This is a genomic window from Phycicoccus sp. Soil748 (assembly GCF_001428025.1).
GTDB lineage: Bacteria > Actinomycetota > Actinomycetes > Actinomycetales > Dermatophilaceae > Pedococcus.
Map to the genome: position 1 here is coordinate 156173 of NZ_LMSC01000002.1, position 24120 is coordinate 180292.

27 protein-coding genes and 3 tRNA genes are annotated in these 24120 nt (G+C 71.4%); 27 read left to right on the top strand and 3 right to left on the bottom strand.

Annotation, left to right across the window (positions count from 1 at the left end):
- Nucleotides 1-64: 64 nt before the first annotated feature.
- The 12 genes from ASG70_RS02145 (at nucleotide 65) to ASG70_RS02200 (ending at nucleotide 9066) form a co-directional block, all read left to right on the top strand.
- Nucleotides 65-571, top strand: coding sequence for a (2Fe-2S)-binding protein (locus tag ASG70_RS02145; RefSeq protein WP_056882204.1), 507 nt, complete (start codon nucleotides 65-67; stop codon nucleotides 569-571).
- On the top strand, nucleotides 568-3060 hold the full coding sequence (locus ASG70_RS02150) for a xanthine dehydrogenase family protein molybdopterin-binding subunit (protein WP_056882205.1): 2493 nt from the start codon (nucleotides 568-570) through the stop codon (nucleotides 3058-3060). The genes ASG70_RS02145 and ASG70_RS02150 overlap by 4 nt, the downstream gene beginning before the upstream one ends.
- Entirely contained in the window at nucleotides 3057-3911 is an 855-nt protein-coding gene (locus ASG70_RS02155; protein ID WP_056882206.1) for a xanthine dehydrogenase family protein subunit M, read from the top strand. The genes ASG70_RS02150 and ASG70_RS02155 overlap by 4 nt, the downstream gene beginning before the upstream one ends.
- 4 nt (nucleotides 3912-3915) lie before the next feature.
- A complete protein-coding gene (locus ASG70_RS02160) occupies nucleotides 3916-4650 on the top strand; it encodes an SRPBCC family protein (RefSeq protein ID WP_056882207.1) in 735 nt (244 codons plus the stop codon).
- An 84-nt stretch (nucleotides 4651-4734) separates the two neighbouring features.
- Nucleotides 4735-5193 (top strand): type II 3-dehydroquinate dehydratase, encoded by a 459-nt coding sequence (aroQ, locus tag ASG70_RS02165; RefSeq protein WP_056882208.1) that lies wholly within the window; start codon nucleotides 4735-4737, stop codon nucleotides 5191-5193.
- 28 nt (nucleotides 5194-5221) lie between these two features.
- Entirely contained in the window at nucleotides 5222-6415 is a 1194-nt protein-coding gene (locus ASG70_RS02170) for an acyl-CoA dehydrogenase family protein (RefSeq protein WP_056882209.1), read from the top strand.
- A gap of 136 nt (nucleotides 6416-6551) precedes the next feature.
- Nucleotides 6552-6624 (top strand) — tRNA-Thr (locus tag ASG70_RS02175).
- 33 nt (nucleotides 6625-6657) lie between these two features.
- A tRNA-Met gene (locus ASG70_RS02180) sits at nucleotides 6658-6731 on the top strand.
- Between the two features lie 123 nt (nucleotides 6732-6854).
- Nucleotides 6855-7025: a 50S ribosomal protein L33 gene (gene rpmG, locus ASG70_RS02185; RefSeq protein ID WP_056882210.1), complete on the top strand. Its 171-nt coding sequence runs from the start codon at nucleotides 6855-6857 to the stop codon at nucleotides 7023-7025.
- 85 nt (nucleotides 7026-7110) lie between these two features.
- Entirely contained in the window at nucleotides 7111-7557 is a 447-nt protein-coding gene (locus ASG70_RS02190; protein WP_056882211.1) for a MaoC family dehydratase N-terminal domain-containing protein, read from the top strand.
- The gene (locus ASG70_RS02195) at nucleotides 7554-7982 is read left to right on the top strand and encodes a MaoC family dehydratase (protein WP_082589967.1); all 429 of its coding nucleotides are present in this window, start codon (nucleotides 7554-7556) and stop codon (nucleotides 7980-7982) included. The genes ASG70_RS02190 and ASG70_RS02195 overlap by 4 nt, the downstream gene beginning before the upstream one ends.
- A 10-nt stretch (nucleotides 7983-7992) precedes the next feature.
- Entirely contained in the window at nucleotides 7993-9066 is a 1074-nt protein-coding gene (locus ASG70_RS02200) for a UDP-N-acetylmuramate dehydrogenase (protein WP_056882212.1), read from the top strand.
- Here ASG70_RS02200 and ASG70_RS02205 read toward each other — a convergent pair whose 3' ends face one another.
- The 3 genes from ASG70_RS02205 to ASG70_RS02215 form a co-directional block, all read right to left on the bottom strand.
- Nucleotides 9067-10092 (bottom strand): adenosine deaminase, encoded by a 1026-nt coding sequence (locus ASG70_RS02205; protein WP_056882213.1) that lies wholly within the window; start codon nucleotides 10090-10092, stop codon nucleotides 9067-9069.
- An 89-nt stretch (nucleotides 10093-10181) separates the two neighbouring features.
- Nucleotides 10182-10682 carry a DUF5709 domain-containing protein gene (locus ASG70_RS02210; protein ID WP_056882214.1) on the bottom strand — a complete coding sequence of 167 codons (501 nt, stop codon included), beginning with the start codon at nucleotides 10680-10682 and terminating at the stop codon, nucleotides 10182-10184.
- A gap of 93 nt (nucleotides 10683-10775) precedes the next feature.
- Nucleotides 10776-12086 (bottom strand): aminotransferase class I/II-fold pyridoxal phosphate-dependent enzyme, encoded by a 1311-nt coding sequence (locus ASG70_RS02215; protein ID WP_056882215.1) that lies wholly within the window; start codon nucleotides 12084-12086, stop codon nucleotides 10776-10778.
- 276 nt (nucleotides 12087-12362) lie between these two features.
- Here ASG70_RS02215 and ASG70_RS02220 point away from each other — a divergent pair, with 276 nt between their 5' ends.
- The 15 genes from ASG70_RS02220 to ASG70_RS02285 form a co-directional block, all read left to right on the top strand.
- Entirely contained in the window at nucleotides 12363-12668 is a 306-nt protein-coding gene (locus tag ASG70_RS02220; protein WP_056882216.1) for a DUF4242 domain-containing protein, read from the top strand.
- Entirely contained in the window at nucleotides 12665-12805 is a 141-nt protein-coding gene (locus ASG70_RS19105) for a hypothetical protein (RefSeq protein ID WP_156399770.1), read from the top strand. The genes ASG70_RS02220 and ASG70_RS19105 overlap by 4 nt, the downstream gene beginning before the upstream one ends.
- A gap of 143 nt (nucleotides 12806-12948) precedes the next feature.
- Nucleotides 12949-15498, top strand: coding sequence for an AAA family ATPase (locus ASG70_RS02225; protein WP_056882217.1), 2550 nt, complete (start codon nucleotides 12949-12951; stop codon nucleotides 15496-15498).
- A gap of 162 nt (nucleotides 15499-15660) precedes the next feature.
- Nucleotides 15661-15733 (top strand) — tRNA-Trp (locus tag ASG70_RS02230).
- 68 nt (nucleotides 15734-15801) lie between these two features.
- Complete coding sequence (gene secE / locus ASG70_RS02235) at nucleotides 15802-16062, top strand: preprotein translocase subunit SecE (protein WP_162253882.1); 261 nt, start codon at nucleotides 15802-15804, stop codon at nucleotides 16060-16062.
- 65 nt (nucleotides 16063-16127) lie between these two features.
- Nucleotides 16128-17015 (top strand): transcription termination/antitermination protein NusG, encoded by an 888-nt coding sequence (gene nusG / locus ASG70_RS02240; RefSeq protein WP_056882219.1) that lies wholly within the window; start codon nucleotides 16128-16130, stop codon nucleotides 17013-17015.
- A gap of 92 nt (nucleotides 17016-17107) precedes the next feature.
- Complete coding sequence (rplK, locus tag ASG70_RS02245) at nucleotides 17108-17545, top strand: 50S ribosomal protein L11 (protein WP_056882220.1); 438 nt, start codon at nucleotides 17108-17110, stop codon at nucleotides 17543-17545.
- Between the two features lie 112 nt (nucleotides 17546-17657).
- On the top strand, nucleotides 17658-18377 hold the full coding sequence (gene rplA / locus ASG70_RS02250; RefSeq protein ID WP_056882221.1) for a 50S ribosomal protein L1: 720 nt from the start codon (nucleotides 17658-17660) through the stop codon (nucleotides 18375-18377).
- 176 nt (nucleotides 18378-18553) lie between these two features.
- Nucleotides 18554-19330, top strand: a complete 777-nt coding sequence (locus tag ASG70_RS02255) for a hypothetical protein (RefSeq protein WP_056882222.1) — start codon at nucleotides 18554-18556, stop codon at nucleotides 19328-19330.
- A 298-nt stretch (nucleotides 19331-19628) separates the two neighbouring features.
- The gene (gene rplJ, locus ASG70_RS02260) at nucleotides 19629-20261 is read left to right on the top strand and encodes a 50S ribosomal protein L10 (protein ID WP_056882223.1); all 633 of its coding nucleotides are present in this window, start codon (nucleotides 19629-19631) and stop codon (nucleotides 20259-20261) included.
- Nucleotides 20262-20356: 95 nt separating this feature from the next.
- The gene (gene rplL, locus ASG70_RS02265; protein WP_056882224.1) at nucleotides 20357-20743 is read left to right on the top strand and encodes a 50S ribosomal protein L7/L12; all 387 of its coding nucleotides are present in this window, start codon (nucleotides 20357-20359) and stop codon (nucleotides 20741-20743) included.
- A 311-nt stretch (nucleotides 20744-21054) separates the two neighbouring features.
- Nucleotides 21055-22104 carry an ABC transporter ATP-binding protein gene (locus ASG70_RS02270; protein WP_056882225.1) on the top strand — a complete coding sequence of 350 codons (1050 nt, stop codon included), beginning with the start codon at nucleotides 21055-21057 and terminating at the stop codon, nucleotides 22102-22104.
- Nucleotides 22104-22874 carry an ABC transporter permease gene (locus ASG70_RS02275; protein WP_056882226.1) on the top strand — a complete coding sequence of 257 codons (771 nt, stop codon included), beginning with the start codon at nucleotides 22104-22106 and terminating at the stop codon, nucleotides 22872-22874. Before ASG70_RS02270 ends, ASG70_RS02275 begins: the two co-directional genes overlap by 1 nt.
- A 13-nt stretch (nucleotides 22875-22887) precedes the next feature.
- Nucleotides 22888-23715: an ABC transporter permease gene (locus tag ASG70_RS02280; RefSeq protein ID WP_056882227.1), complete on the top strand. Its 828-nt coding sequence runs from the start codon at nucleotides 22888-22890 to the stop codon at nucleotides 23713-23715.
- Nucleotides 23716-23718: 3 nt separating this feature from the next.
- The coding region (locus ASG70_RS02285) for an MlaD family protein (protein WP_156399771.1) at nucleotides 23719-24120 on the top strand (402 nt) is incomplete at its 3' end.

Here is a 24120-nt window from a genome sequence, read left to right on the forward strand (position 1 = left end):
GGGCAGTGCAGCAGTAATCCGCAGAGGCGCCGGCAGGTGCCCCTCGAACACAAAGGAGTGTTGGATGACCCGGATCAACGTCACGGTCGACGGTGTCGGCTACGAGGACGAGGTGGAGCCGCGCACGCTGCTCGTCCACTACCTGAGGGAGACCTTGGGCAAGACCGGCACGGTGGTGGGGTGCGACACGAGCAACTGCGGGGCCTGCACCGTGCACCTCGACGGGCGCAGCGTGAAGTCCTGCAACGTCCTCGCCGTCCAGGCCGACGGCCACGAGGTGACCACGATCGAGGGCCTCGCCCAGGACGGCGAGCTGCACCCGATGCAGAGGGCGTTCCACGACTGCCACGCGCTCCAGTGCGGCTACTGCACCCCCGGCATGATCATGCAGGCCATCGACGTCCTCAACGACAACCCGCACCCCTCAGAGGAGCAGATCCGCGTCGGCCTCGAGGGCAACCTGTGTCGCTGCACCGGCTACCACAACATCGTCAAGGCCGTGCAGCAGGCGGCTGACGAGGGATCCACCGCGGGTGCCTCCGCAGGTGCCACTGCAGGCGGTGCCCAGTGACCGCCGTCGAGGACCGGCCGAAGACCGAGATCGGTGCGGCCCGCAAGCGCAAGGAGGACCAGCGCCTCATCACCGGCCGGACCAAGTGGACCGACAACATCCAGCTCCCGGGCATGCGGCACCTGGCCATGGTGCGCAGCCCCTTCGCGCACGCCACGATCACCGGCATCGACACCTCGGCGGCGAAGTCGTCGCCCGGGGTCCTGGCGGTCCTGACCGGTGAGGACGTCAAGGACATCCAGGGCGGCATGGCCAACGCCTGGCCCATCACCGAGGACCAGAAGGCGCCGGTGCACCCGGCGATCGCCGTGGACCACGTGGCCTTCGCCGGTGAGATCGTCGCCGTCGTCGTGGCCAGGTCCGCCGCCGCTGCCCGTGACGCCGCCGAGCTGGTGGACGTCGACTACGACGAGCTGCCGCCGGTCCTCGACCTCAAGGAGGCCGCCAAGGACGCGGTGCTGGCGCACCCCAGCCTGGGTACCAACAAGAGCGCGTTCTGGCAGTTCGACTCGGCAGGTGCGGGGACGGGCGGGCCCGTCGACGAGGCGATCGAGAAGGCGCGGGCCGACGGCATCGTCATCGAGCGCGAGTACCGCCAGCAGCGGCTCATCCCCGCGTTCATGGAGCCGCGGTCTGTGGTGTGCGACCCGACCGGCGAGCAGCTGACGATCTGGACGGCCACGCAGGTCCCGCACTTCGTCCGCATCTTCACCGCCCTGGTGCTCGGCATCCCGGAGAGCAAGATCCGCGTCATCGCCCCCGACGTGGGCGGCGGGTTCGGCGGCAAGCTCCAGCACACCCCCGAGGAGGTCATCGCCGTCCTCGCGGCGCGGCACACGGGCAAGCCCGTCAAGTACACCGAGACCCGCAGCGAGTCGCTGCTCTCGGGGCACCACGGCCGCGACCAGTGGCAGAAGCTCACCCTGGCCGCCACCAAGGACGGCACGGTCACCGGGCTCAAGGTCGACCTCCTGGCCGACATGGGCGCCTACCTGGGGCTCGTCACCTCCGGAATCCCCGTCCTCGGGGCGTTCATGTTCAACGCCATCTACAAGTTCCCGGCCTACCAGTTCAACTGCACCAACCTGTTCACCAACAAGACGTGGACCGACGCCTACCGCGGAGCCGGGCGCCCCGAGGCGACGTATGCCATCGAGCGGCTCATGGACGAGCTCGCCGCCGAGGTGGGCGTGGACCCGCTGGAGATCCGCGAGAAGAACTGGATCAAGCACGAGGAGTTCCCGTTCACCACGGTGGCCGGGATGACCTACGACTCCGGCAACTACGAGGCGGCGACGGCCAGGGCACGAGAGCTCTTCGACTACGACGGGCTGCGCCGCGAGCAGCAGGAGCGCCGCGACCGCAAGGACCCGGTCCAGCTGGGCCTGGGCGTCTCCACCTTCACCGAGATGTGCGGGCTCGCCCCCTCCCGGGTGCTCGGTGCGCTGCGCTACGCCGCGGGCGGGTGGGAGCACGCCACGGTCCGGATGCTGCCGACCGGCAAGGTCGAGGTGGTCACGGGCACCTCGCCGCACGGCCAGGGCCACGAGACGGTCTGGAGCCAGATCATCGCCGACAAGCTCGGCGTCCCGTTCGAGGACGTCGAGGTCCTGCACGGCGACACCCAGATCGCCAACCGCGGCCTCGACACCTACGGCTCACGCTCGCTGGTCGTCGGTGGACAGGCCCTGGTGATGGCTGCCGACCGGGTCATCGAGAAGGCCAAGCCGCACGCCGCGCACCTGCTGGAGGCCTCGGTCGACGACATCGAGTTCTCCGGCGGCCAGTTCAAGGTCAAGGGCACCGACAAGGGCAAGGCCATGGCCGAGGTGGTCTGGGCGGCGTTCTCGTCGCACGACCTGCCCGAGGGCCTCGAACCCACCCTGGACGCCGACGCGACCTACGACCCCGTCGACTTCTCCTTCCCGCACGGCACCCACCTGTGCGCCATGGAGGTCGACACCGAGACGGGTCAGGTGTCGATGCGCAAGTACGTCTGCGTCGACGACATCGGCAACATCATGAACCCGCTCATCGTCGAGGGGCAGGTGCACGGCGGTCTCGTCCAGGGCATCGCGCAGGCGTTGTGGGAGGAGGCGGTCTACGACGACCAGGGGACCCTCGTGTCGGGCTCGTTCGTCGACTACACCCTGCCCACCGCGGCCGACACGATCTCGTTCGTCACCGACAACACCGTGTCGCCGTCGACGACCAACGACCTCGGCGCCAAGGGGGTCGGCGAGGCAGGCTGCATCGCCTCCACCCCGGCCGTCGTCAACGCCGTCGTCGACGCCCTGCGGCCAATGGGCATCAACGACATCCAGATGCCCTGCACCCCCGAGCGGGTCTGGAAAGCCATCCGGTCCGCCGGCTCCGACCAGGCCGACGCCACCACCGGTGACGCCCAGCCGCACTTCGACGCGGGGGCACCCAACCAGGCCCCACCGGACCCCAGTAGCAGCGCCTCCGCGGAAGGAGCGGACCAGTGATCCCGGCCCGGTTCGACTACGTCGCCCCCACCTCGGTGGCCGACGCGCTCAGCGCGCTGGCCGAGGCCGGCGACGACGCCAAGGTGATGGCAGGAGGGCAGAGCCTCCTTCCCATCCTGCGCATGCGCCTCAACGCCCCGGAGACGGTGGTCGACCTCGGTCGCATCGAGGAGCTGCGCGGGGTCCGCGACGAGGGCGACCACGTCGTCATCGGCGCCATGACCACGTATGCCGACGTGCTGGCGAGCGACCTCGTCCGCCAGCACGCGGGGGTGCTCACCGACGCCATCGAGGAGGTGGCCGACCCGCAGATCCGGCACCGCGGCACGGTGGGCGGTGCGCTGGTGCACGCCGACCCGGCCGGCGACGTCGGGGCCCCGGTGCTCGCCCTGGACGCCGAGCTGGTGGTCACCGGGCCGGGCGGTGAGCGCACGGTGCCGGCCGCCGAGTTCTTCCGCGACCTCTTCGAGACGGCGGTGGGCGAGGGCGAGCTGCTCACCGCGATCCGCATCCCGAAGCACACCGGGTGGGGCAGCCGCTACGAGAAGTTCGTGCGCGTGGCCCACCAGTGGTCCATCGTCGCCGTCGCGGCGACGGTACGGGTCGAGGGCGGCGCGATCGCGGAGGCCCGGATCGGGTTGACCAACATGGGTTCGACGCCGCTGCGGGCCACCGCGGTGGAGCAGGCCCTCGTCGGGAAGGCGGCCACGGAGGACGCGGTGCGGGAGGCGTGCGCCGCAGCCGCCGAGGGCACCAACCCGCCCTCGGACCTCAACGGCGACGCCGACTACCGCAAGCACCTCGCGACCGTCCTCACCCGTCGCGCGGTGCTCGCCGCGGCAGGGGCGTGAGCCCGTGGAGCTGACCCACTCGTTCACCGTCCCGGCCTCGGTCGAGCACACCTGGGCGACCTTCATGGACCTGCAGGAGGTCGGCAGCTGCTTCCCCGGGGCGACGGTCACCGACGTCACCGGCGACGGCTTCGCGGGGACGGTCAAGGTCAAGCTCGGACCGATCGCCCTGGTGTACTCCGGAAGCGGCTCCTTCGTGGAACGCGACGACGAGGCGCACCGTGCGGTCATCGACGCCAAGGGGAAGGACAAGCGTGGCAACGGCACCGCCGGCGCCACCGTGACGATCCAGCTCACCGACGCCGGTGACGGCACGACCAGGGCTGACGTGCAGACCGACCTCAACGTCACCGGCAAGCCGGCGCAGTTCGGCCGGGGCGTCATGCAGGACGTCTCGGACAAGCTGCTCGGCCAGTTCGTCGGCTGCATCGAGGGCAAGGTCGCCGGGCCACCGGCAGCAGCGGCGCCGGCATCCCCGTCGGACGAGGAGGTGGCGGCCGCCCCGACGGTTGCGACGCCCGTCGTCAACGGGTCCACCGGGGCGGGGCCGGCGCCCGTGCCCTCGTCGCCGGTGGCCGGCAAGACGCCCACACCGGCGCGCGAGGCCGAGTCCCTCGACCTCGGGGCGACGGTCCTCCCCGTCGTGCTCAGGTCCTACGCCACCCAGATCGCCGGCGCCGTCGCGGCCCTGGTGGTCCTCGTGGTCGTGGTCCGCAGCCTGCGCAGGCGCAGGGGCTGACAGCGCGCGCCGACGCACGACCCCCAGGGGTCCCACCGCGACGGTGGGGTCCCTGCGGCGTGCCTGCTCACCTACGCTGGGCCCATGACCGGCCCGAGCGAGCCCACCGTCGTCGTCCTCAACGGACCGAACCTCAACCTGCTCGGCGAGCGTGAGCCGGAGGTCTACGGCCACGACACGCTGGCCGACATCGAGGCCCTGTGCCGCAAGGCGGCCAGCCGCGCCGGTCTCGCGGTCGACTTCCGCCAGAGCAACCACGAGGGCGTGCTCATCGACGCTATCCACGAGACGCGCCGGACCGCAGTCGGGTTCGTGGTCAACGCCGGCGCCCTCACCCACACCTCCATCGCGCTGCGCGACGCGCTCGCGACGGTCGAGGCGCCGGTCTTCGAGGTGCACCTGAGCAACGTCCACGCCCGCGAGGAGTTCAGGCACCACTCCTACCTCTCCGCCGTCTCCACCGGTGTCATCGTCGGCTGCGGCCCGAGCGGCTACGCCTACGCCGTCGCGCGCATCTCCGAGCTCGTCCAGCACCGCCCCTGAGGTCCGTCGAGGCGGCAGACTGGGGGCCATGGCCACCGCACGCAAGCCGCTCGACCCCATGGACCTCGCCGGCATCGACGACCTCCTCTCCGACGAGGAGAAGGCCGTCCGCAGCACGGTGCGCACCTTCCTCGACCAGCGCGTCGAGCCCCACGTCGCCGACTGGTTCGAGCGCGGTGAGCTCGACGACGTCCGCGGCCTGACCAAGGAGCTGGGCGCCCTCGGGCTGCTCGGGATGCACCTGGACGGCTACGGCTGCGCGGGCATGAGCGCCGTCGACTACGGCCTGGCCTGCCTCGAGCTGGAGGCGACCGACTCGGGGGTGCGCAGCCTGGTGTCGGTGCAGGGGTCGCTGGCGATGTTCGCGATCCACCGCTGGGGCAGCGAGGAGCACAAGCAGCAGTGGCTCCCACGGATGGCCGCCGGCGAGGCGATCGGCTGCTTCGGCCTCACCGAGCCCGACCACGGCTCCGACCCGGCCTCCATGCGCACCCGGGCGAGGCGGGACGGCGACGACTGGGTCCTCGACGGCGCGAAGATGTGGATCACCAACGGCTCCGTCGCCGACGTCGCGGTCGTGTGGGCGCAGGCGGGGGAGGAGCACGGCGGCATCCGGGGCTTCGTGGTGCCGACCGACACCCCCGGCTTCTCCGCGCCGCTGATCAAGCACAAGCTCAGCCTGCGGGCGTCCGTGACCAGCGAGCTGGTCCTCGAGGGCGTGAGGCTGCCCGCCGACGCGGTCCTCCCCGAGGTCCGGGGCCTCAAGGGGCCGCTCTCCTGCCTCTCCGAGGCGCGGTACGGCATCGTGTGGGGATCGCTCGGCGCCGCGCGCTCCAGCCTCGACACCGCACGCCGCTACTCCATGGAGCGCGAGCAGTTCGGCCGCCCACTGGCCGGGTTCCAGCTCACCCAGCAGAAGCTCGCCGACATGGCGCTCGAGCTCGTCAAGGGCCAGCTGCTCGCCCTGCACCTCGGCCGCCGCAAGGACGCCGGCACCCTGCGCCCCGAGCAGGTCAGCCTCGGCAAGCTCAACAACATCCGCGAGTCCCTCGACATCTGCCGCACCGCCCGGACGATCCTGGGCGCCAACGGGATCAGCCTCGAGTACCCCGTCATCCGGCACATGAACAACCTCGAGTCCGTGCTCACCTACGAGGGCACCGTGGAGATGCACACGCTCGTCATCGGGCAGGCGATGACGGGCCAGCAGGCCTTCCGGTAGACGCCCGGGAGGGGCGCTCGACCGGCGTCGGCAGGGGCCCGGAGCGGTGCGTGGACCTCGATTTTCGGTCCGGGCACCCGAGCGTGTAGTCTCACCGTCGCACTTCCGCACGGCTCCGTGAGCCGTGGGTGTGCAGGCCCCCTTAGCTCAGTCGGCAGAGCGTTTCCATGGTAAGGAAAAGGTCGTCGGTTCGATTCCGACAGGGGGCTCTGGGAAAGGCGTCGCAAGGCGCTGCACCCCATGGCGGGGTAGCTCAGCTGGTTAGAGCGCACGACTCATAATCGTGAGGTCGCGGGATCGAGCCCCGCTCCCGCTACAACCGCGATTTCAGGATCAGCCTGAATCCGCGTACCCTGATGTGTCGCCGCCTGATGTCCCCGGATGTCTTGGCGCGGCGCCCCAGACATCACCACCGTCAGTTCCGAGAGCAGGTTGCCCCGTGGCTAGCAAGAGCGCAGACGTCCGCCCCAAGATCACCTTGGCGTGCGTGGATTGCAAGGAGCGCAACTACATCACCAAGAAGAACCGTCGGAACAACCCCGACCGCCTGGAGATGAAGAAGTTCTGCCCTCGCGACGGGAAGCACACGGTCCACCGCGAGACCCGCTGAGCTGAACCGCTTCGACAGCCGCCCCGGACCCCGGTCCACGGGCGGCTTTGTCGTGTCCGCAGCCGCGCCCCATAGGGTGGGCTCCATGCCCGTCAACGCAGACTTCGTGGGGCGCAGCTACCCGCCCAGCGGCCCGTACCCCGTGAGCGCGGAAGCCATCGCCGCGTTCGCCGCCGCGGTCGGCTCGTCCGACCCCGTGCACTCGTCGAGCGAGGCGGCCAGGGCTGCTGGCTACGCCGAGGTCATCGCGCCGCCCACCTTCGCGGTGACCATCGCCCAGCAGTGTGACGCCGTCTTCGTGCAGGACCCCGAGGCCGGCATCGACTACAGCCGCGTGGTCCACGGCGAGCAGCGCTTCGTCCACCACCGGCCGATCACCGCCGGCGACGAGGTGCTCGGCACCCTGACCGTCGACTCGGTGCGTGCGGCGGGCGGCCACTCGATGGTCACCACCCGCACCGAGCTCGCCACGAGCGCCGGAGAGGCGCTGTGCACCTCGACGTCCACCATCGTCATCAGGGGAGGGGAGTGACCGTGGCCGTGCGCACCCTGGCCGGCACCAGCGTCGGCGACACCATCGGGTCCCGCACCATCGCCGTCGGCCGCGACACCCTCGTCGCCTACGCGGCGGCGTCGGGCGACCAGAACCCCATCCACCAGGACGAGCAGTTCGCCCGCTCCGTGGGCCTTCCCGACGTCATCGCCCACGGCATGTGGACCATGGGCGCGGCCGGGTCGGTCGTGGAGGAGTGGGCCGGTGACGGCGGCCGGGTCGTCGAGTTCGGCACCCGCTTCACCAAGCCGGTCGTCGTGCCCCAGGACGGTGGCGCCATCGAGGTCGGCGGCGTCGTCAAGGCCGTCGACGAGCAGACCCGCCGCGCCACGGTCGAGCTCACCGCCACCAGCGGGGGCGACAAGGTCCTCGGCCGCTGCGTCGCCGTCGTCCAGCTCGACTGAGCGCCGCTGCATGCGTGAGGAGCACGACGTCCCCCTGGCCGGCCTGACCACGATGAGGGTGGGCGGTCCGGCCGCCCGGCTCGTCACCGCCACGACGACCGACGAGGTCGTCGACGCGGTCCGCGAGGTCGACGACGCCGACGAGCCGCTGCTGGTGGTCACCGGTGGCAGCAACGTCGTCATCGCCGACGAGGGCTTCGCGGGCACCGTCGTCCGCATCGCCTCCGACGGGGTGGAGGTGGAGTCGTTCGACCTGTGCGGCGGCGCCATGGTGCGCGTGGCGGCCGGTGTGCCGTGGGACGAGCTCGTGGCGCGGGCCGTAGCCGAGGGGTGGTCGGGGATCGAGGCGCTGTCGGGCATCCCCGGGGGCACCGGTGCGACCCCGGTGCAGAACGTCGGCGCCTACGGCCAGGAAGTCGCCCAGACCATCGCCTCCGTGCGGGTCTGGGACCGGGGCGAGCAGCGGGTGCGCACGTTCGCCTCGGCCGAGTGCCGGTTCACCTACCGCCACTCGATCTTCAAGGGCACCTCGCGCTTCGTCGTCCTCGACGTGCTCTTCCAGCTCGTCCCGGGTGACCTGAGCCAGCCGGTGGGGTACGCCGACCTGGCCCGCCAGCTCGACGTGGCCGTGGGCGACCGCGTGCCGCTCGCCGACGCCCGCGAGGCCGTGCTGGCCCAGCGCCGTCGCCGCGGGATGGTGCTCGACGCCGACGACCACGACACGTGGTCGTGCGGCTCCTTCTTCACCAACCCGATCCTGTCGGCGTCCCGGTTCGCGGCGCTGGAGTCCCGCGCCGCCACCCGGCTCGGGCCGGACGGGCCCACCCCGCCGCGCTTCCCGGACGCCGGCGGCACCAAGACCAGCGCGGCCTGGCTCATCGAGCAGGCGGGCTTCACCAAGGGCTTCGCGCTCCCCGGCAGCTCGGCGGCCATCTCCTCCAAGCACACCCTGGCCCTCACCAACCGAGGCGGTGCGACCGCCGCCCAGGTGGCCGACCTCGCCCGGGCCGTCCGCGACGGCGTCCACGACGCGTTCGGCGTCACCCTCGTCAACGAGCCGGTGTTCGTCGGCCACGCGCTCTAGTCAGGCCGGCGCGTCCAGCCAGGCGTCCACCTCGGCGAGCGCGGCGTCGCGCACGTCGGAGGGCGCCCGGCTGGCCCGCAACGAGGCGCGGGCCAGGTCCGCCAGCTCCTCGTCGCAGAAGCCCAGCCCGCGCGCCGCGTCGTACTGCGCCGCGAGCCGCGACCCGAACAGCAGCGGGTCGTCGGCCCCCAGGGCCACGGGTATGCCGTGCTCCACCAAGGTGCGCAGCGGCACCTCGTCGGGGGTGGCGTAGACCCCGAGGGCGACGTTGCTGCCGGGGCACACCTCGAGCGCGATGCCCGAGTCGGCGACGCGCTCGAGGACGCGCGGCTCCTCCACGACCCGCACGCCGTGGCCGAGCCGGTCGGGCTCGATGGCGTCCAGGGTCGCCTCGACCGCCGCCGGGCCGAGGAGCTCGCCGGCGTGGGGGACGAGCGCCAGCCCCGCGTGGCGGGCGATCCGGAAGGCGGCCGCGAACTCGGCGGTGTCGCCGCGCCGCTCGTCGTTGCTCAGCCCGAACCCGACCACCGAGCCGGGGCCCTCCCCGGCGTACCGCGCCGCGAGCCGGGCCAGCGTGCGGGCGTCCAACGGGTGGCGGATGCGGCTCGCGGCGACGACGACGGCGACCTGGGTCGCCTCCTCCCGAGAAGCTGCCGCGGCCTCGTCGAGGACGATCTCCAGCGCCGGGGTGATGCCGCCGACGAAGGGCGCGTAGGACGTCGGGTCGACCTGTAGCTCGAGCCAGCGCGACCCCTCGGCCGCGTCATCCCGGGCCGCCTCGCGCACGATCCGCCGCAGGTCGGCCTCGTCGCGGACGCAGGCCCGGGCCGCGTCGTACAGCCGCTGGAACCGGAACCAGCCCCGCTCGTCGCGGGCGCTCAGCCGCGGCGGCCAGCCGCTCGTGAGGGCGTCCGGCAGCCGGATCCCGTGCTTGGCGGCGAGCTCGCGCACCGTCTCCACCCGCATCGACCCGGTGAAGTGCAGGTGCAGGTGGGCCTTGGGGAGCGCGTCGACGGGCCGGGGCATGCGGTGCAGTGTGGCACCGCATAGGACGCAGCGAGGCGCCGACCCGCTCGGGGTCGGCGCCTCGGCATGCTGCCGCGTGGTGGACCGGGTCAGTCGCCCTCGACCACGTGCATGGCCTGCTCCTCGGGGCTCTGGTCCCCGTCCCCGGAGCCGAGCTCCTCGCCCACCAGCTCGGGCTCGTCGTCCTCGCGCGTGCCCTCGTCGGGGTCCGCGAGCTGGCCGACGGCGCCCTCGCCCACCTCGGCGTCGCCGAGGAAGTCCTGGCTGGCGTCGATGCTGTCGGGGTCGTCGCCACCGACCCGCGGCTCGGGGTCCAGTCCGCCTTCGTTGTCCGGCGCGCCGTAGGCCGAGTCGGGGTCGGAGACCTCCTGCATGACCCGCTGGTCGATCGTCTCGTCGAGGCCCTGCTCGGTGGCCGTCGTGCCCCACTCGGTGTTGCGGGGCTGCTGGTCCGGGGGTGACCAGGGCTCGTTGTCGCCCTCGCTGGAGTCCAGCAGCTGCTCCTGGCCGCTGCCGGCGTCGACGGCGTCGTCCACGCTGTAGCTGCCGAGGTCGTCCTCGATGCTTTCGGTTCCCGGCTGATCGCTCATGTGACCACCCTGCGGCAGGGGGAGGGGAGCCGCAAGGCCAGGCCCCGGTCGGGGCCTCCTGCGCCATACCGCCCGGTACGGCGCCCGGTCCTCTCAGGCGGTGCGGGCTGCGCCGGCCTGCTCGGCAGCCGCCAGCAGGACGCAGGTGGCGACGGCCTCCATCGCGGCCGTGACCTGCTCCAGCGGCGGGAACGTCGGCGCCAGGCGGATGTTGCGGTCGCGGGGGTCGTCGCCGAGCGGGAACGACGAGCCGGCCGGGGTCAGCGCGACGCCGGCCTCCTTGGCCAGCTGCACGACGCGGGACGCCGTGCCGTCGAGCACGTCGAGGCTGACGAAGTAGCCGCCCGTGGGACGGGTCCACGTCGCGACGTCGAGGCCGCCGAGGCGCTCGTCGAGGACGCGCTGCACCTCGGCGAACTTGGGGGCGATGATCTCGCGGTGCTTGACCATGTGGTCGCGGACGCCCTGGGGGGAGCCGAAGAACTGGGCGTGGCGCAGCTGGTTGACCTTGTCGGGGCCGATCGAGCCCTTGCCGAGGTGGCCGAGGTACCACTTCACGGTCTCGACCGACCCGGCGAGAAACGCCACCCCCGCGCCGGCCCAGGTGATCTTCGACGTCGACGCGAACATGATCGGCCGGTGCGGGTGCCCCGCGGCTGCCGCGAGGCTGAGGATGTCGGCGCTCTTGGCCTCGTCGGCCGTGAGGTGGTGCAGCGCGTAGGCGTTGTCCCAGAAGATCTTGAAGTCGGGGGCGGCCGTCTCCATCGACGCGAGCCGGGCAGCCACCTCCTGGCTGACGACCGACCCGGACGGGTTGGCGTACGTCGGCACGATCCACATGCCCTTGACGCTCGGGTCCTCGGCGACGAGCGCCGCGACCGCCTCGGCGTCCGGACCGTCCTCTCGCATCGGGACGGTCACCATCTCGATCCCGAACGACTGCAGCAGCGTGAAGTGCCGGTCATAGCCCGGGACGGGGCAGATGAAGGTGACCTTCTCCTCCTTGCTCCACGGCCGGGGGGAGTCGACGCCGCCGTGCAGCAGCAGGTCGACGAGGGCGTCCTTCATCATCGTCAGGCTCGAGTTGCCACCGGCGACGATCTGCTCGGGCTCGACCCACAGCAGCTCGGCGAACATCTCCCGCAGCTCGCGCAGCCCCTCGAGGCCCCCGTAGTTGCGGGTGTCGGTGCCGGTGGCGTCGGTCCAGCCCTTCGGCAGGGTCAGCAGGTCGTTGGCGAGGTCGAGCTGCTCGCTGGCCGGCTTGCCCCGCGTGAGGTCGAGCTTCAGCCCGCGCTGCTTGAGCGCGGCATACGCCTCCTGCTGCTCACGGACGAACGACGCGAGGTCGTCGGCGGAGCGCTCGGCGAGGGGGAGGGGGCGGTCGGCGGCGGTCTGCTCGGTCACGCTGCCATGGTCCCAGAGCGGCGCGGCGGGACGCAGTCGCCGTCCGCAGCCCGGTCACCGACGTCGGTGGGCAACGCCGGCCACCGGTTCGTCATGCCCACCTGACCCCGCCGTCCGCCGGTCATGCCTACCCGGTCGCAGCCGCCGGACCGGTGCGGACATGGGCAGGGGGAGCGGCGCAGATGGGCAGGTGGCACCGATGCCGGCCACCCCGCCCCGATCCCACTCTTGGAGGGCAGCCGGCAGTGGGCCGGCTCACTCACCGAAGGAATGACGATGAAGCGATTCATGATCGAGCGGGTGTTCCCGGGCGCCAGCGAGCTGACGACCGAGCAGCTCGCCGAGATCTCCCGGACCTCCAACGCGGCGGTGGACTCCCTGGGGGTCCCGTACACCTGGGTGACCAGCTTCGTGGCCGGCGACAAGATCTACTGCCTCCACGAGGCCGACGACGCCGAGACCGTGCGCGAGCACGCCCGGCGCGGCGGGTTTCCGTGCACCCTGGTCGCCGAGGTGGCGGCCGAGTTCGGCGCCCACACCGCGACGGAGCACGAACGACAGCGAGCGGGGGCCACGACGTGAACGAGGTGCAGATGCACGCCTACCTCACCGAGGTGCTCGTCGGTGGGCGGCGGGGGGCGGCTCGCCCGGTCGGCCCGCGCAGCGCCCGTCAGGTCATCCTCGACGTCCGTCAGCGCCGCCGGGCGGACGCGAGGTGACCCCACCCGCCACCACCGGGTCGCGATCCGGTGGTGGCGCGACGGTCGGGGACGGCAGGGGCCAGGTGCCCCGGCGTCCCCGGCTTCGTCGTGCCCCTCAAAACCCCTTCCTCCCACGCTCCGGCGGCTCGTACCCTGACGAGGTGGACCTCGTGGAGAGGGAGCCGCAGCTGGAGCAGCTCAGGACAGCCCTGCGCCGCGCCACCGACGAGGGCAGCGTGGTGGCCGTCGCAGGGGAGGCCGGGGCGGGCAAGTCCGCTTTGGTCCGCGCGGCGACGGCCGACCAGCCCTGGTCCCGGGTCGCCCGGGGGCTGTGCGACCCCCTCGACACCCCGCGCCCGCTGGGTCCGGTCCGGGACGTGCTGTCCGAGCTCGGTACGGCGCCGGGCCAGGACTCCGTGGCCCTCGCCGCGCTCGGGGAGCGGCTGCTGTCGGCGGCTGCCGACGAGCCCACGACCGTCGTCATCGAGGACGCGCAGTGGATCGACGAGGCCTCGGTGGACGTCCTGCGCTTCGTGGCCCGCCGGATCGAGCTGGTGCCCCTGGTGCTCGTCATCACCTACCGCGAGGGAGAGATCGGTCCGCGCCACTCGCTGCGTCCCCTGCTGGGCGACCTGGCCAGGCTGGACTCGGCCGCGACGATCCACCTCGCCGGGTTGTCCGTCGACGCCATACGCGGCCTCCTGCAGGGCACGCCCCTGGACGCCGTCACCGTCTGGGCCCTCACCGCCGGCAACCCGTTCTTCGTCACCGAGATCGCGCGCCACCCCGCCGAGCGGCTGCCGACGTCGGTGCGCGACGCGGTGCTGGCGGGTACGAGCGCGGTCGACGCCGACGACCTCGAGGTGCTCCAGCTGCTCGCCACGGCCCCGGACGGGGTCGACGACAGGTTGTTCCCGCACCTGGGTGTCGACGTCCCCCAGCTGCGCCGCCTCGAGGGCACCGGGCTGCTGAGGAGGTCACGACGCGGGGTCGTCTACCGCCACGAGCTGGCCCGGCTCGCGGTGGAGGGGGCCATCCCGGCCGGGGTGGCCGCATCCCTGCACGCCCGGGTGCTGGAGGCCCTCGAACGCCTCGGCAGCAGTGACCCGGCCGTGCTCGCCCACCACGCCCACGCGTCGGGTGACGAGGGGCGGACGCTGCGCTACGCCGACCGGGCGGCCCTCGACGCCGCGCTGGCCGGCTCCCACCGGGAGGCGGTGTCCTTCCTGGAGCTCGCGGCGGCCAGCACGTCCGACCCGCAGGACCGGGCTGCGCTGCTCGAACGGCTGAGCTTCCAGCTCTACATGGTGAGCCGGCTCCCGGAGGCGCTCGCGGTGATCATCGAGGCGAGCCGGCTGTGGGAGGAGGTCGGCGACCAGGACGGGCTGTCGGCGGCGCACAACCGCCGGGCGCTGATCGAGTACTACCTCGCCCGGCGGGCCGAGGCGCAGTGCCACGTCGAGGCGGCCGTCGCCCATGCCTCGTCGCCGACCCACGGCTCCGCGCGGGCCATGCAGATGTTCCTCGCCTACCGCCGCAACGCGCTGAGGGAGGCTCGTTCCAGCGGTGCGGTGGTCCGGGCCATCGCCTCCGAGCGGCGCGACGAGGAGCTGCGGCTCCGCGCCGACATCGTCGGCGCCGCGGCGGACCTGGTGGACGGGAGCGCGGACGCCCGCGAGCGCCTGCTCGACCTGTCGGCCGAGGCCGCGAGCCGCGGCTTCGACGAGACCGCGTCGACCGGCTGGTCCCAGCTCGCTGCGATCGACGTCGAGCAGCGGCGCCTGCGCGACGCCGAGCGGCTGCTCGACCGGTCGCTGCCGTTCACGGTCGAGCGGGACATCCCGATCTGCAACCAGTGGCAGACCGGCGTCCGCTCGCGGCTGCAGCTCGAGCGCGGCCGGTGGGAGGCGGCCCTGGAGGACGCGAGGTCGGTGCTCGACGGCGGCGCACCCATCGCGAGCCTGTGGCCGCACCTGGTGAGCGCACTGGTCCCGCTGCGCCGCGGGGACGCGCCGGACGACGGTGTGCAGGACCACCTCGAGCGGGCCTGGCGCCTCGCGCAGGAGATCGACGAGCCCCTCGCGCTGCTCGCCGTGACGACGGCGCTGGCAGAGCGGGCGTGGCTGCTCGGGTCCGGCGACCCCAGGCTCGAGGTGGCGGCGACGCTGGTGCGCGACGCAGGGTCGGTTCCCGGCGTGCAGTGGGCGTCGGGGCAGCTGGCGCTCTGGCTCGGGCGCCTGGGCCTCGACCCGGGGGCGGTCGGGGTCGCCGAGCCCGCAAGGCTGCAGCTGGACGGCCGCACGGACGAGGCAGCCGAGCACTGGCGTGCCCTCGGCGCGCCCTACGAGCGGGCCCTGGCCGCCCTCGACTCGCTCGACGACGGCACCGCGGTCGCCGCCCTGGCGGACCTGGAGACGATGGGCGCCTGGGCGACCGCGCAGCGGGGTCGCGACGTACTTCGGGCGCGCGGCCTGGCGAAGGTCCCGGCTCGCCGGCGCGTGACGACGGTGGCCAACCCGGCCGGCCTGACCTCCCGCCAGCTCGACGTGGCAAGGCTCGTGGCCGAGGGCCTGACCAACTCCGAGCTCGCCCAGCGGCTCTACATCTCCACCCGCACGGCGGACCACCACGTCTCGGCCGTGCTGGCCAAGCTCGGCCTCGCCACCCGCAGGGACGTGGTCAGGCAGGCCGCGGACCTCGGCCTGGTGTGAGCGGCCGGCCGCGTCGGCAGCGAGTTCGCATTCGAGGCCGCGGCTCACGTATGCTTGCTCCTCGGTTGACTCTGACCATGCTTCCTGCGTGCCCTCCAACGGGTCGCCGGTGCGCGGCCAGGGACTTCCTCGGAACTCCCCGCCCCCCGCGAGGTGTTCCGTAGGGCAGTGGCTCAATTGGTAGAGCACCGGTCTCCAAAACCGGCGGTTGGGGGTTCGAGTCCCTCCTGCCCTGCGTTGCAGGACCTGCGGCCGACCCCGGCCCAGGGCAGACACAGTGAAAGCAGAGACATCGTGACGGACGTGAGCGCGCAGACCCGCGGCTCTGGTCGCACCGGCCGCAAGGGCGGCCGCGGCGGCAACCCGGTCTCCCGGTTCTTCCGCTCGCTGTCCCTGTTCGTCAGCCAGATCCTCGACGAGCTGCGCAAGGTCGTGCGGCCCACGCGCAGCGAGCTGGTCAACTACACGATCGTCGTGATCGTGTTCGTGACGTTCGTGATGGCGCTGGTCTCCTCGGTGGACTTCGGCTTCACCAAGCTCGTCCTGTGGGTCTTCGGCGGCTAGTCGCCGCCCTCCCGCACTGACCCGGGGCACACCCGGTGAACACCAGAAGGAAGTAGGTCATCAGCGTGTCCGACCAGTGGACCACCGACAACGCGGAGCCGGAGACCGACCAGGACACGGTCGTCCAGGGCGCCGACGCCTCCGCCGAGCTCGAGCAGGCCGGGACGGACTCTGTCGACGACTCCGTGGACACCGCCGACGACGCCTCCGAGGAGGCGACCGACGCCTCCGCCGACGAGACGACCGATGCCGCCGCTGACGTCGCGTTCAGCGACGCCGGGTCGAGCACGGACGAGGGCTCCGACGAGGCGGCCGCCGACCTCCCCGACATCGACGCGCCCCCGGCCGACCCGGTCAAGGAGTTCAAGGACGCCCTCGCCAGCAAGTTCGGTGACTGGTACGTCGTGCACTCCTACGCCGGCTACGAGAACCGCGTGAAGGCCAACCTCGAGAACCGCACGACCTCCCTCAACATGGAGGACTACATCTTCGAGGCCCAGGTGCCCATGGAAGAGGTCACCGAGATCAAGAACGGGCAGAAGAAGCTCGTCAAGCGGGTCCGGATGCCCGGATACGTCCTCGTGCGCATGGACCTCACCGACGAGTCCTGGGGCGCCGTCCGCCACACCCCGGGCGTCACCGGCTTCGTCGGCAACGCCCACCAGCCCGTGCCGCTGAGCCTCGACGAGGTCTTCACCATGCTGGCCCCTGCCGACTTGGAGAGCTCGGCCGCCGCCGGGGCCGCGTCCGGCTCCGCCGCCAAGCCGCGCGAGACCGCCGTCGTCGACTTCGAGGTCGGCGAGTCCGTCACCGTCATGGAGGGGCCCTTCGAGACCCTTCCCGCCACGATCTCCGAGATCAATGCCGACACCCAGAAGCTCAAGGTGCTGGTCTCGATCTTCGGCCGGGAGACCCCGGTCGAGCTGTCGTTCAACCAGGTCGCCAAGATCTGAGCGAGCGGCTCCTGCCCCCGGTCCGCGGGGGTACTGCAACCGGGTCATCGCCCACGGCGTAGGCCCAACCACCACAGAAGGAACACCAGGACATGCCTCCCAAGAGCAAGAAGATCTCCGGCTTCATCAAGCTGCAGATCCAGGCCGGCGCCGCGACGCCCGCCCCGCCCGTCGGCCCCGCCCTCGGTCAGCACGGCGTCAACATCATGGAGTTCGTCAAGGCGTACAACGCTGCGACGGAGTCCCAGCGCGGCAATGTCATCCCCGTCGAGATCACGGTCTACGAGGACCGCTCGTTCACCTTCGTCACCAAGACGCCCCCGGCGGCCGAGCTCATCAAGAAGGCTGCCGGCGTGCCCAAGGGCTCGGGCGAGCCGCACAAGACCAAGGTCGCCAAGCTGTCGGCCGACCAGGTCCGCGAGATCGCCACGATGAAGATGGAGGACCTCAACGCCAACGACGTCGAGCAGGCCATGAAGATCATCGCCGGCACCGCCCGCTCCATGGGCGTCGAGACCGAGCTCAAGTAACACCACCGAACCCCTCCGGTACGCCGCTGCGGCGGCGTACCGGGGACCGTGGCAGGACCGCGCTGGTCCGCGAGACCACAACTCCACCGAAACACCTCATCCAGGAGCAGAAATGAAGCGCAGCAAGGCTTACCGCGAGGCCGCCTCGAGCATCGACAGCTCGAAGGCCTACGCCCCCCTCGAGGCCGTCCGCCTCGCGAAGACCAACGCCAAGGCCAAGTACGACGAGACCGTCGAGGTCGCCATGCGCCTCGGGGTCGACCCCCGCAAGGCCGACCAGATGGTCCGCGGCACGGTCAACCTCCCCCACGGCACGGGCAAGACCGCCCGCGTCCTGGTGTTCGCCAACGGTGACAAGGCCGAGGCCGCCCGTGAGGCCGGCGCCGACCACGTCGGCTCCGACGACCTGCTCGAGAAGGTCGCCGGCGGCTGGCTCGACTTCGACGCCGTCGTCGCGACGCCCGACATGATGGGCAAGGTCGGTCGCCTCGGCAAGGTCCTGGGCCCGCGTGGTCTCATGCCCAACCCGAAGACCGGCACCGTCACCATGGACACCGCCAAGGCCGTGTCCGACATCAAGGGCGGCAAGATCGAGTTCCGCGTCGACAAGCACGCGAACCTCCACTTCATCATCGGCAAGGCCTCGTTCGACGAGAAGTCCCTCGTCGAGAACTACGGCGCCGCGCTCGAGGAGGTCCTGCGCCTCAAGCCGTCCGCGTCCAAGGGCCGCTACATCCTCAAGGCGACCATGACCACGACGATGGGCCCCGGCATCCCGCTGGACTACAACCGCACGCGCAACCTGCTGGTCGAGGACGAGGCCACCGCCTGACGTCACGCACACGCCGTACGGAGCCCGCCATCCCCTCCCGGGGACGGCGGGCTCTTGCGAGCTCCGGCGGTTATGGTTGAGGGGTACGCACCACGAGCTCCACCGGCCCCATGCCACCGCGTGCGCACCACACCACTGCGGCGACGACGCGCCGTGCCACACTCCCTGGGGGACGCATGAAGACCACCTCGATCGCTGCCGTCGCGCTGGCAGCGGCCCTGGGCCTGAGCGCCTGCGGCAGCTCCGACTCCGGCTCGGGCGCAGCCTCGAAGTCCTCGGGGACCTCGAGCAGCTCGAGCAGCTCCACCACCTCGGCGCCCTCCCTCAAGGCGGGTGACACCGTCGACGGTGCCGAGCTCGCGACCCGCATGACCGACGCCATGGTCAAGGCCGGCTCGGGTGCCGTCACCATGGACCTCGGCTCCTCGGGCAGCGCCAAGGGCGAGTTCACCATGAACGGCGGCAAGATGGAGCAGGACATGACCATGGAGATCCAGGGCCAGACCCTGGAGGTCGTGTCGGCGGGAGGCGTCATCTACATGAAGGGCCTGCCGGGCTCGCAGAAGCCGTGGGTGAAGATCGACCCCAAGGGCAACGACCCGCTGAGCAAGATGTTCGCCGGGCTCACCGGTGACATGGGCGACCCGCGCCAGCTGGCCAAGGCGCTCAAGGGCTCCAAGGCGACGGTCGTGAGCTCGTCGGCCGACGAGAACGTCTACGACGTGACCATCGACCCCAACACCCTGCTCGGCTCCAGCGGCCAGACCGCCGCCCCGTCGGCCAAGCCGGTCAAGGCCCGCTACACCCTCGACGCCCAGGACCGCCCGACCAAGATGACGGTGGAGGCCGAGGGCCAGACCATCACCATCGCCTTCTCCGACTGGGGCAAGACGGTCAAGATCGCCGTGCCGCCGGCGAGCCAGGTCGGCACCTTCCAGATGCCCACCAGCTGACGGTCCCGACTTCCGTCGCGCCGCCTCCTCGCATCCCGAGGGGGCGGCGCGATTTGGTCGGGGCCGGGGTGAGCGCCTACGCTGTCACCTGACCAAAGACCGCTCGGTTGTCGCGTGCCACCGCAAGAGGCAGCACGTGACCGAAGGTCCCACCAGGTGGGCATCCAGCGCAGGCCACGATTCACCCGCAGGACCCGCTCTCGAGCTGGTCCGCGTGCGAGCCCCGTGCCCTGTGCCCGGGGCTCTTCCCATGTGGGGCACTCACTCCGGACGGTCGCACACACGGAAGGGAGGCCACATGGCCAAGGCTGACAAGGCTGCCGCCATCGCCGAGCTGTCGGACAAGTTCCGCACCTCCGGCGCGGCGGTGCTCACCGAGTACCGCGGGCTCTCGGTGAAGCAGATCACCGCCCTGCGCACCTCGCTGCGCGGAAACGCCACCTTCGCCGTCGTGAAGAACACGCTGACCGAGCTTGCCGCCAAGGAGGCCGGAGTCACGGCCTTCGACGGCCAGCTCGTCGGGCCGTCCGCCATCGCCTTCGTCGACGGCGACCCGGTCGAGGCTGCCAAGGGCCTGCGTGACTTCGCCAAGGCGAACCCCCTCCTCGTGATCAAGGGCGGCGTCCTCGACGGCAAGGCCCTCACCCCCGAGGAGATCACGAAGCTTGCGGACCTCGAGTCCCGCGAGGTTCTCCTGGCCAAGCTGGCCGGTGCCCTCCAGGCGTCGCTCAGCCAGGCTGTCTACCTCTTCGCCGCACCGCTGTCGCAGACCGCTCGGGTCGTCGACGCGCTGCGTGCCAAGGTCGAGGCCGAGGGACCGGTGGCTGCCGCCGCCGCCCCCGCTGCCGAGGCCGCGGCCGAGGAGACCCCCGCCGAGGCCCCCGAGGCCGAGGCAACCGCAGACGTCGCCGAGGGTGGCGACGAGAGCTGATCCCGCTCGGGGCCACCACGGTGACCCCGGTCGAGCTCGGCTCACACACCAAACCGCCACTCACGGCATACGAAACACACGAAAGGACGCCCATCATGGCGAAGCTCTCCACCGACGAGCTCCTTGAGGCCTTCAAGGAAATGACCCTCATCGAGCTCTCCGAGTTCGTGAAGCAGTTCGAGGACACCTTCAACGTCACCGCTGCTGCCCCCGTGGCCGTTGCTGCGGCCGGCGCCCCGGCCGGCGGCGACACCGCCGCTGCCGAGGAGCAGGACGAGTTCGACGTCATCCTCGAGGCTGCTGGCGACAAGAAGATCCAGGTCATCAAGGAGGTCCGCGCGCTGACCTCCCTCGGCCTGAAGGAGGCCAAGGACCTCGTCGACGGCGCCCCCAAGCCCGTCCTCGAGAAGGTCGACAAGGCTGCCGCGGACAAGGCCAAGGAGGCCCTCGAGGGCGCCGGGGCCACCGTCACCCTCAAGTGACCTGACGCTTCCCCGCTCCGCGGGGGAGCACAGCTCCTCGCGAAGGCGGGCCCGACTCCGGTCGGGCCCGCCTTTCGCATGCCCGGACTGCCCCGACTTCTTGCCCGGCAAGCACCGTCTGGGGGTGGATTCGGGCCGGTTCCGGTGCTCGGCGGGCAACAAGTCACGGGTATGGCGCGTGGCCCGGCCAGTCCGCGGCTGGTGCGTGGCCGGCCGTAACCTCCGACCGCGCACCTCGTTGTTCCCTGCGAACGGCCGACCGCCACCTGCGGTCGGCGCAGCACCACCCCAGGAACACGACGAGGTGAGCAGTGGGCGTTGAGATCAAGGTCGAGGGACTGACCAAGCGGTTCGGGTCCCAGGTGATCTGGAACGACGTGACCCTCACGCTCCCCGCCGGGGAGATCTCGGTGATGCTCGGGCCCTCCGGCACCGGCAAGTCCGTGTTCCTCAAGACGCTGGTCGGGCTGCTCAAGCCCGACGCCGGGTCGATCATGATCCAGGGGCGCGACCTGACCCATCTGCGCGAGCACGACCTCTACGAGATCCGCAAGCTGTTCGGTGTCCTCTTCCAGGACGGCGCGCTCTTCGGCTCGATGAACCTCTACGACAACGTCGCCTTCCCGCTGCGTGAGCACACCCGCAAGAGCGAGTCCGACATCAGGTCGGTCGTCATGGAGAAGATGGACCTCGTCGGCCTGTCCGGCGCCGAGTCCAAGCTGCCGGGCGAGATCTCGGGCGGTATGCGCAAGCGCGCCGGCCTCGCGCGGGCCCTGGTCCTCGACCCCGAGATCCTGCTCATCGACGAGCCGGACTCCGGCCTGGACCCGGTGCGCACCTCCTACATCAACCAGCTGTTCATCGACCTCAACGCCCAGATCGACGCGACGTTCCTCATCGTCACGCACGACATCAACTCCACCCGCACCGTCCCGGACAACATCGGGCTGCTCTACCACAAGCACCTGGCGATGTTCGGGCCCCGGGAGATGCTGCTGAGCTCGGAGGAGCCGGTGGTCCGCCAGTTCCTCAACGCCCAGACCATCGGCCCGATCGGGATGTCCGAGGAGAAGGACGCCGACGAGCTCGCGGCCGAGGCGAAGTCCGGCCAGGAGCTGCCCCCGCTCCCGCCCATCCCGCTGCAGCTGGGCACCAGCGACGGCACCACCCGCCGAGGTGAGCGACCGCCGGGCGAGTGGTGCCGCAAGAACGGCGTCACCCCGCCGCCCGGGTCCTTCCAGTCGCACAACGCGGGCGTCCCCGGCGTCCGTGCGGACGACGCCCCGGCCGCGCCGACCGCACCGGTTGCCGGTACCTCTGCCGAGGAGACCGCCGCCGACTCCGTGGGGGAGCCGGTCTGATGGGCAACCCCGTCACCGGCGCCCTGCGCCAGAGCGGCTCACTGTTCGCCCTCGTCCTCGACACGGTCCGGGCCATGCCCCGCCGACCGTTCCAGGCCAAGGAGTTCATCCAGCAGTGCTGGTTCATCGCCTCGGTGACGATCGTGCCGACCGCCCTGGTGTCCATCCCGTTCGGCGCGGTCATCGCCCTCCAGCTCGGCACCCTCACCCGTCAGCTGGGCGCGCAGTCGTTCACCGGCGCGGCGTCGGTGCTGGCGGTCATCCGTGAGGCCTCGCCGATCGTGACGGCGCTGCTCATCGCCGGTGCCGGCGGCTCGGCGATCTGTGCTGACCTCGGGTCCCGCAAGATCCGCGAGGAGATCGACGCCATGGAGGTGCTGGGCATCAGCCCGATCCAGCGCCTCGTCGTGCCCCGCGTCCTCGCCGCGATGCTCGTGGCTCTCCTGCTCAACGGCCTCGTCTCGGTCGTCGGTGTCGCCGGTGGCTACTTCTTCAACGTCATCATCCAGGGAGGCACCCCCGGCGCGTACATCGCGTCGTTCACCGCCCTCGCGCAGCTCGCCGACCTGTGGACCAGCGAGATCAAGGCGCTGATCTTCGGTTTCATCGCCGCGGTCGTGGCGTCGTACAAGGGCCTGACGGCCGGCGGGGGCCCGAAGGGCGTCGGTGACGCGGTGAACCAGAGCGTGGTCATCACGTTCATGTTCCTGTTCGTCGTCAACTTCGTCGCCAGCGCCATCTACTTCCAAGTCGTCCCCCAGAAGATCTGAAGGAGGTGTCCTGATGAGCAAGGTGATGGAGCTCGCCGGTCGCCCCGGCCAGGCGCTCGACAGCCTCGGCGAGCAGATGCGGTTCTACGTCCGCTCGCTCGCCTGGAGCCCGCGCACGCTGCGGCGCTACAAGAAGGAGGTGCTGCGCCTGCTGGCGGAGGTCTCCCTCGGCTCCGGCGCCCTGTCGGTCATCGGCGGCACCGTCGGCGTCATCGCCTTCCTCGCCTTCTTCACCGGGAGCCAGGTCGGCCTGCAGGGCTACTCCTCGCTCAACCAGCTGGGCACCGGCGCCTTCACCGGCTTCGTCTCCGCCTACCTCAACACCCGCGAGATCGCCCCGCTCGTCGCCGGTCTCGCCCTCGCGGCCACGGTGGGTTGCGGCTTCACCGCCCAGCTCGGCGCGATGCGGATCTCCGAGGAGGTCGACGCCCTCGAGGTCATGGGTGTGCCGTCGCTGCCCTACCTCGTGACCACCCGCATGATCGCCGGCTTCGTCGCGGTCGTGCCCCTCTACGTCCTGGGCCTGCTCTCCTCGTACGGCGCGACCCGGTTCATCGTCACCGAGTACTTCGGCCAGTCCAAGGGGACGTACGACCACTACTTCCACCTGTTCCTGCCGCCGGTGGACGTGCTGTTCTCGTTCCTCAAGGTCATGGTCTTCGCCGTCGTCATCATCCTCATCCACTGCTACTACGGCTACAACGCCTCCGGCGGACCCGCGGGCGTGGGTGTCGCGGTGGGCAAGGCCGTGCGCACCTCGATCGTGGCCATCAACATCGTCGACTTCTTCTTCTCCCTGGCCGTGTGGGGCGCCACGACGACCGTGCGGATCGCGGGATAGCTGATGACCGACACTCCTTCGACCCACGAGCCGACCGAGGCGACAGAACCGACCGCGGCGACTGAGGTCCCCGAGGTGACCACCATCCCGGAGCGTCCCGTCGGGCCTGCCCGGGGGGCGATCTCCCACCTCGGCAACAAGGCGTACGGCGTGGGGTTCCTGGTCATCGTGACCCTGCTGCTGGGGCTGTCGGTGGCGGCGTTCCAGAAGCGGTTCACGCCGGTGGTCGAGGTCACCCTGCTCACCGACCGGATCGGCTCGCAGCTGCAGGAGGCCTCCGACGTCAAGCTGCGCGGGGTCATCGTGGGGGAGGTGCGTTCGATCGAGGTGACTGCGAGGGGCGCGCGGTTGGGGTTGGCGTTGAAGCCGGAGATGGTGGGGATGGTCCCGGCGGGTGTGTCGGCG

Excerpts from the sequence above, each read along its gene's own strand:
- ASG70_RS02280 (WP_056882227.1), top strand. The coding sequence starts at position 22,888 with ATGAGCAAGGTGATGGAGCTCGCCGGTCGCCCCGGCCAGGCGCTCGAC.
- ASG70_RS02200 (WP_056882212.1), top strand. The coding sequence starts at position 7,993 with ATGCGTGAGGAGCACGACGTCCCCCTGGCCGGCCTGACCACGATGAGG.
- ASG70_RS02190 (WP_056882211.1), top strand. The coding sequence starts at position 7,111 with ATGCCCGTCAACGCAGACTTCGTGGGGCGCAGCTACCCGCCCAGCGGC.
- ASG70_RS02220 (WP_056882216.1), top strand. The coding sequence starts at position 12,363 with ATGAAGCGATTCATGATCGAGCGGGTGTTCCCGGGCGCCAGCGAGCTG.
- ASG70_RS02170 (WP_056882209.1), top strand. The coding sequence starts at position 5,222 with ATGGCCACCGCACGCAAGCCGCTCGACCCCATGGACCTCGCCGGCATC.
- rplJ (WP_056882223.1), top strand. The coding sequence starts at position 19,629 with ATGGCCAAGGCTGACAAGGCTGCCGCCATCGCCGAGCTGTCGGACAAG.
- aroQ (WP_056882208.1), top strand. The coding sequence starts at position 4,735 with ATGACCGGCCCGAGCGAGCCCACCGTCGTCGTCCTCAACGGACCGAAC.
- ASG70_RS02205 (WP_056882213.1), bottom strand. The coding sequence starts at position 10,092 with ATGCCCCGGCCCGTCGACGCGCTCCCCAAGGCCCACCTGCACCTGCAC.
- rplK (WP_056882220.1), top strand. The coding sequence starts at position 17,108 with ATGCCTCCCAAGAGCAAGAAGATCTCCGGCTTCATCAAGCTGCAGATC.
- ASG70_RS02255 (WP_056882222.1), top strand. The coding sequence starts at position 18,554 with ATGAAGACCACCTCGATCGCTGCCGTCGCGCTGGCAGCGGCCCTGGGC.
- ASG70_RS02210 (WP_056882214.1), bottom strand. The coding sequence starts at position 10,682 with ATGAGCGATCAGCCGGGAACCGAAAGCATCGAGGACGACCTCGGCAGC.
- rplA (WP_056882221.1), top strand. The coding sequence starts at position 17,658 with ATGAAGCGCAGCAAGGCTTACCGCGAGGCCGCCTCGAGCATCGACAGC.
- ASG70_RS02275 (WP_056882226.1), top strand. The coding sequence starts at position 22,104 with ATGGGCAACCCCGTCACCGGCGCCCTGCGCCAGAGCGGCTCACTGTTC.
- ASG70_RS02145 (WP_056882204.1), top strand. The coding sequence starts at position 65 with ATGACCCGGATCAACGTCACGGTCGACGGTGTCGGCTACGAGGACGAG.
- rplL (WP_056882224.1), top strand. The coding sequence starts at position 20,357 with ATGGCGAAGCTCTCCACCGACGAGCTCCTTGAGGCCTTCAAGGAAATG.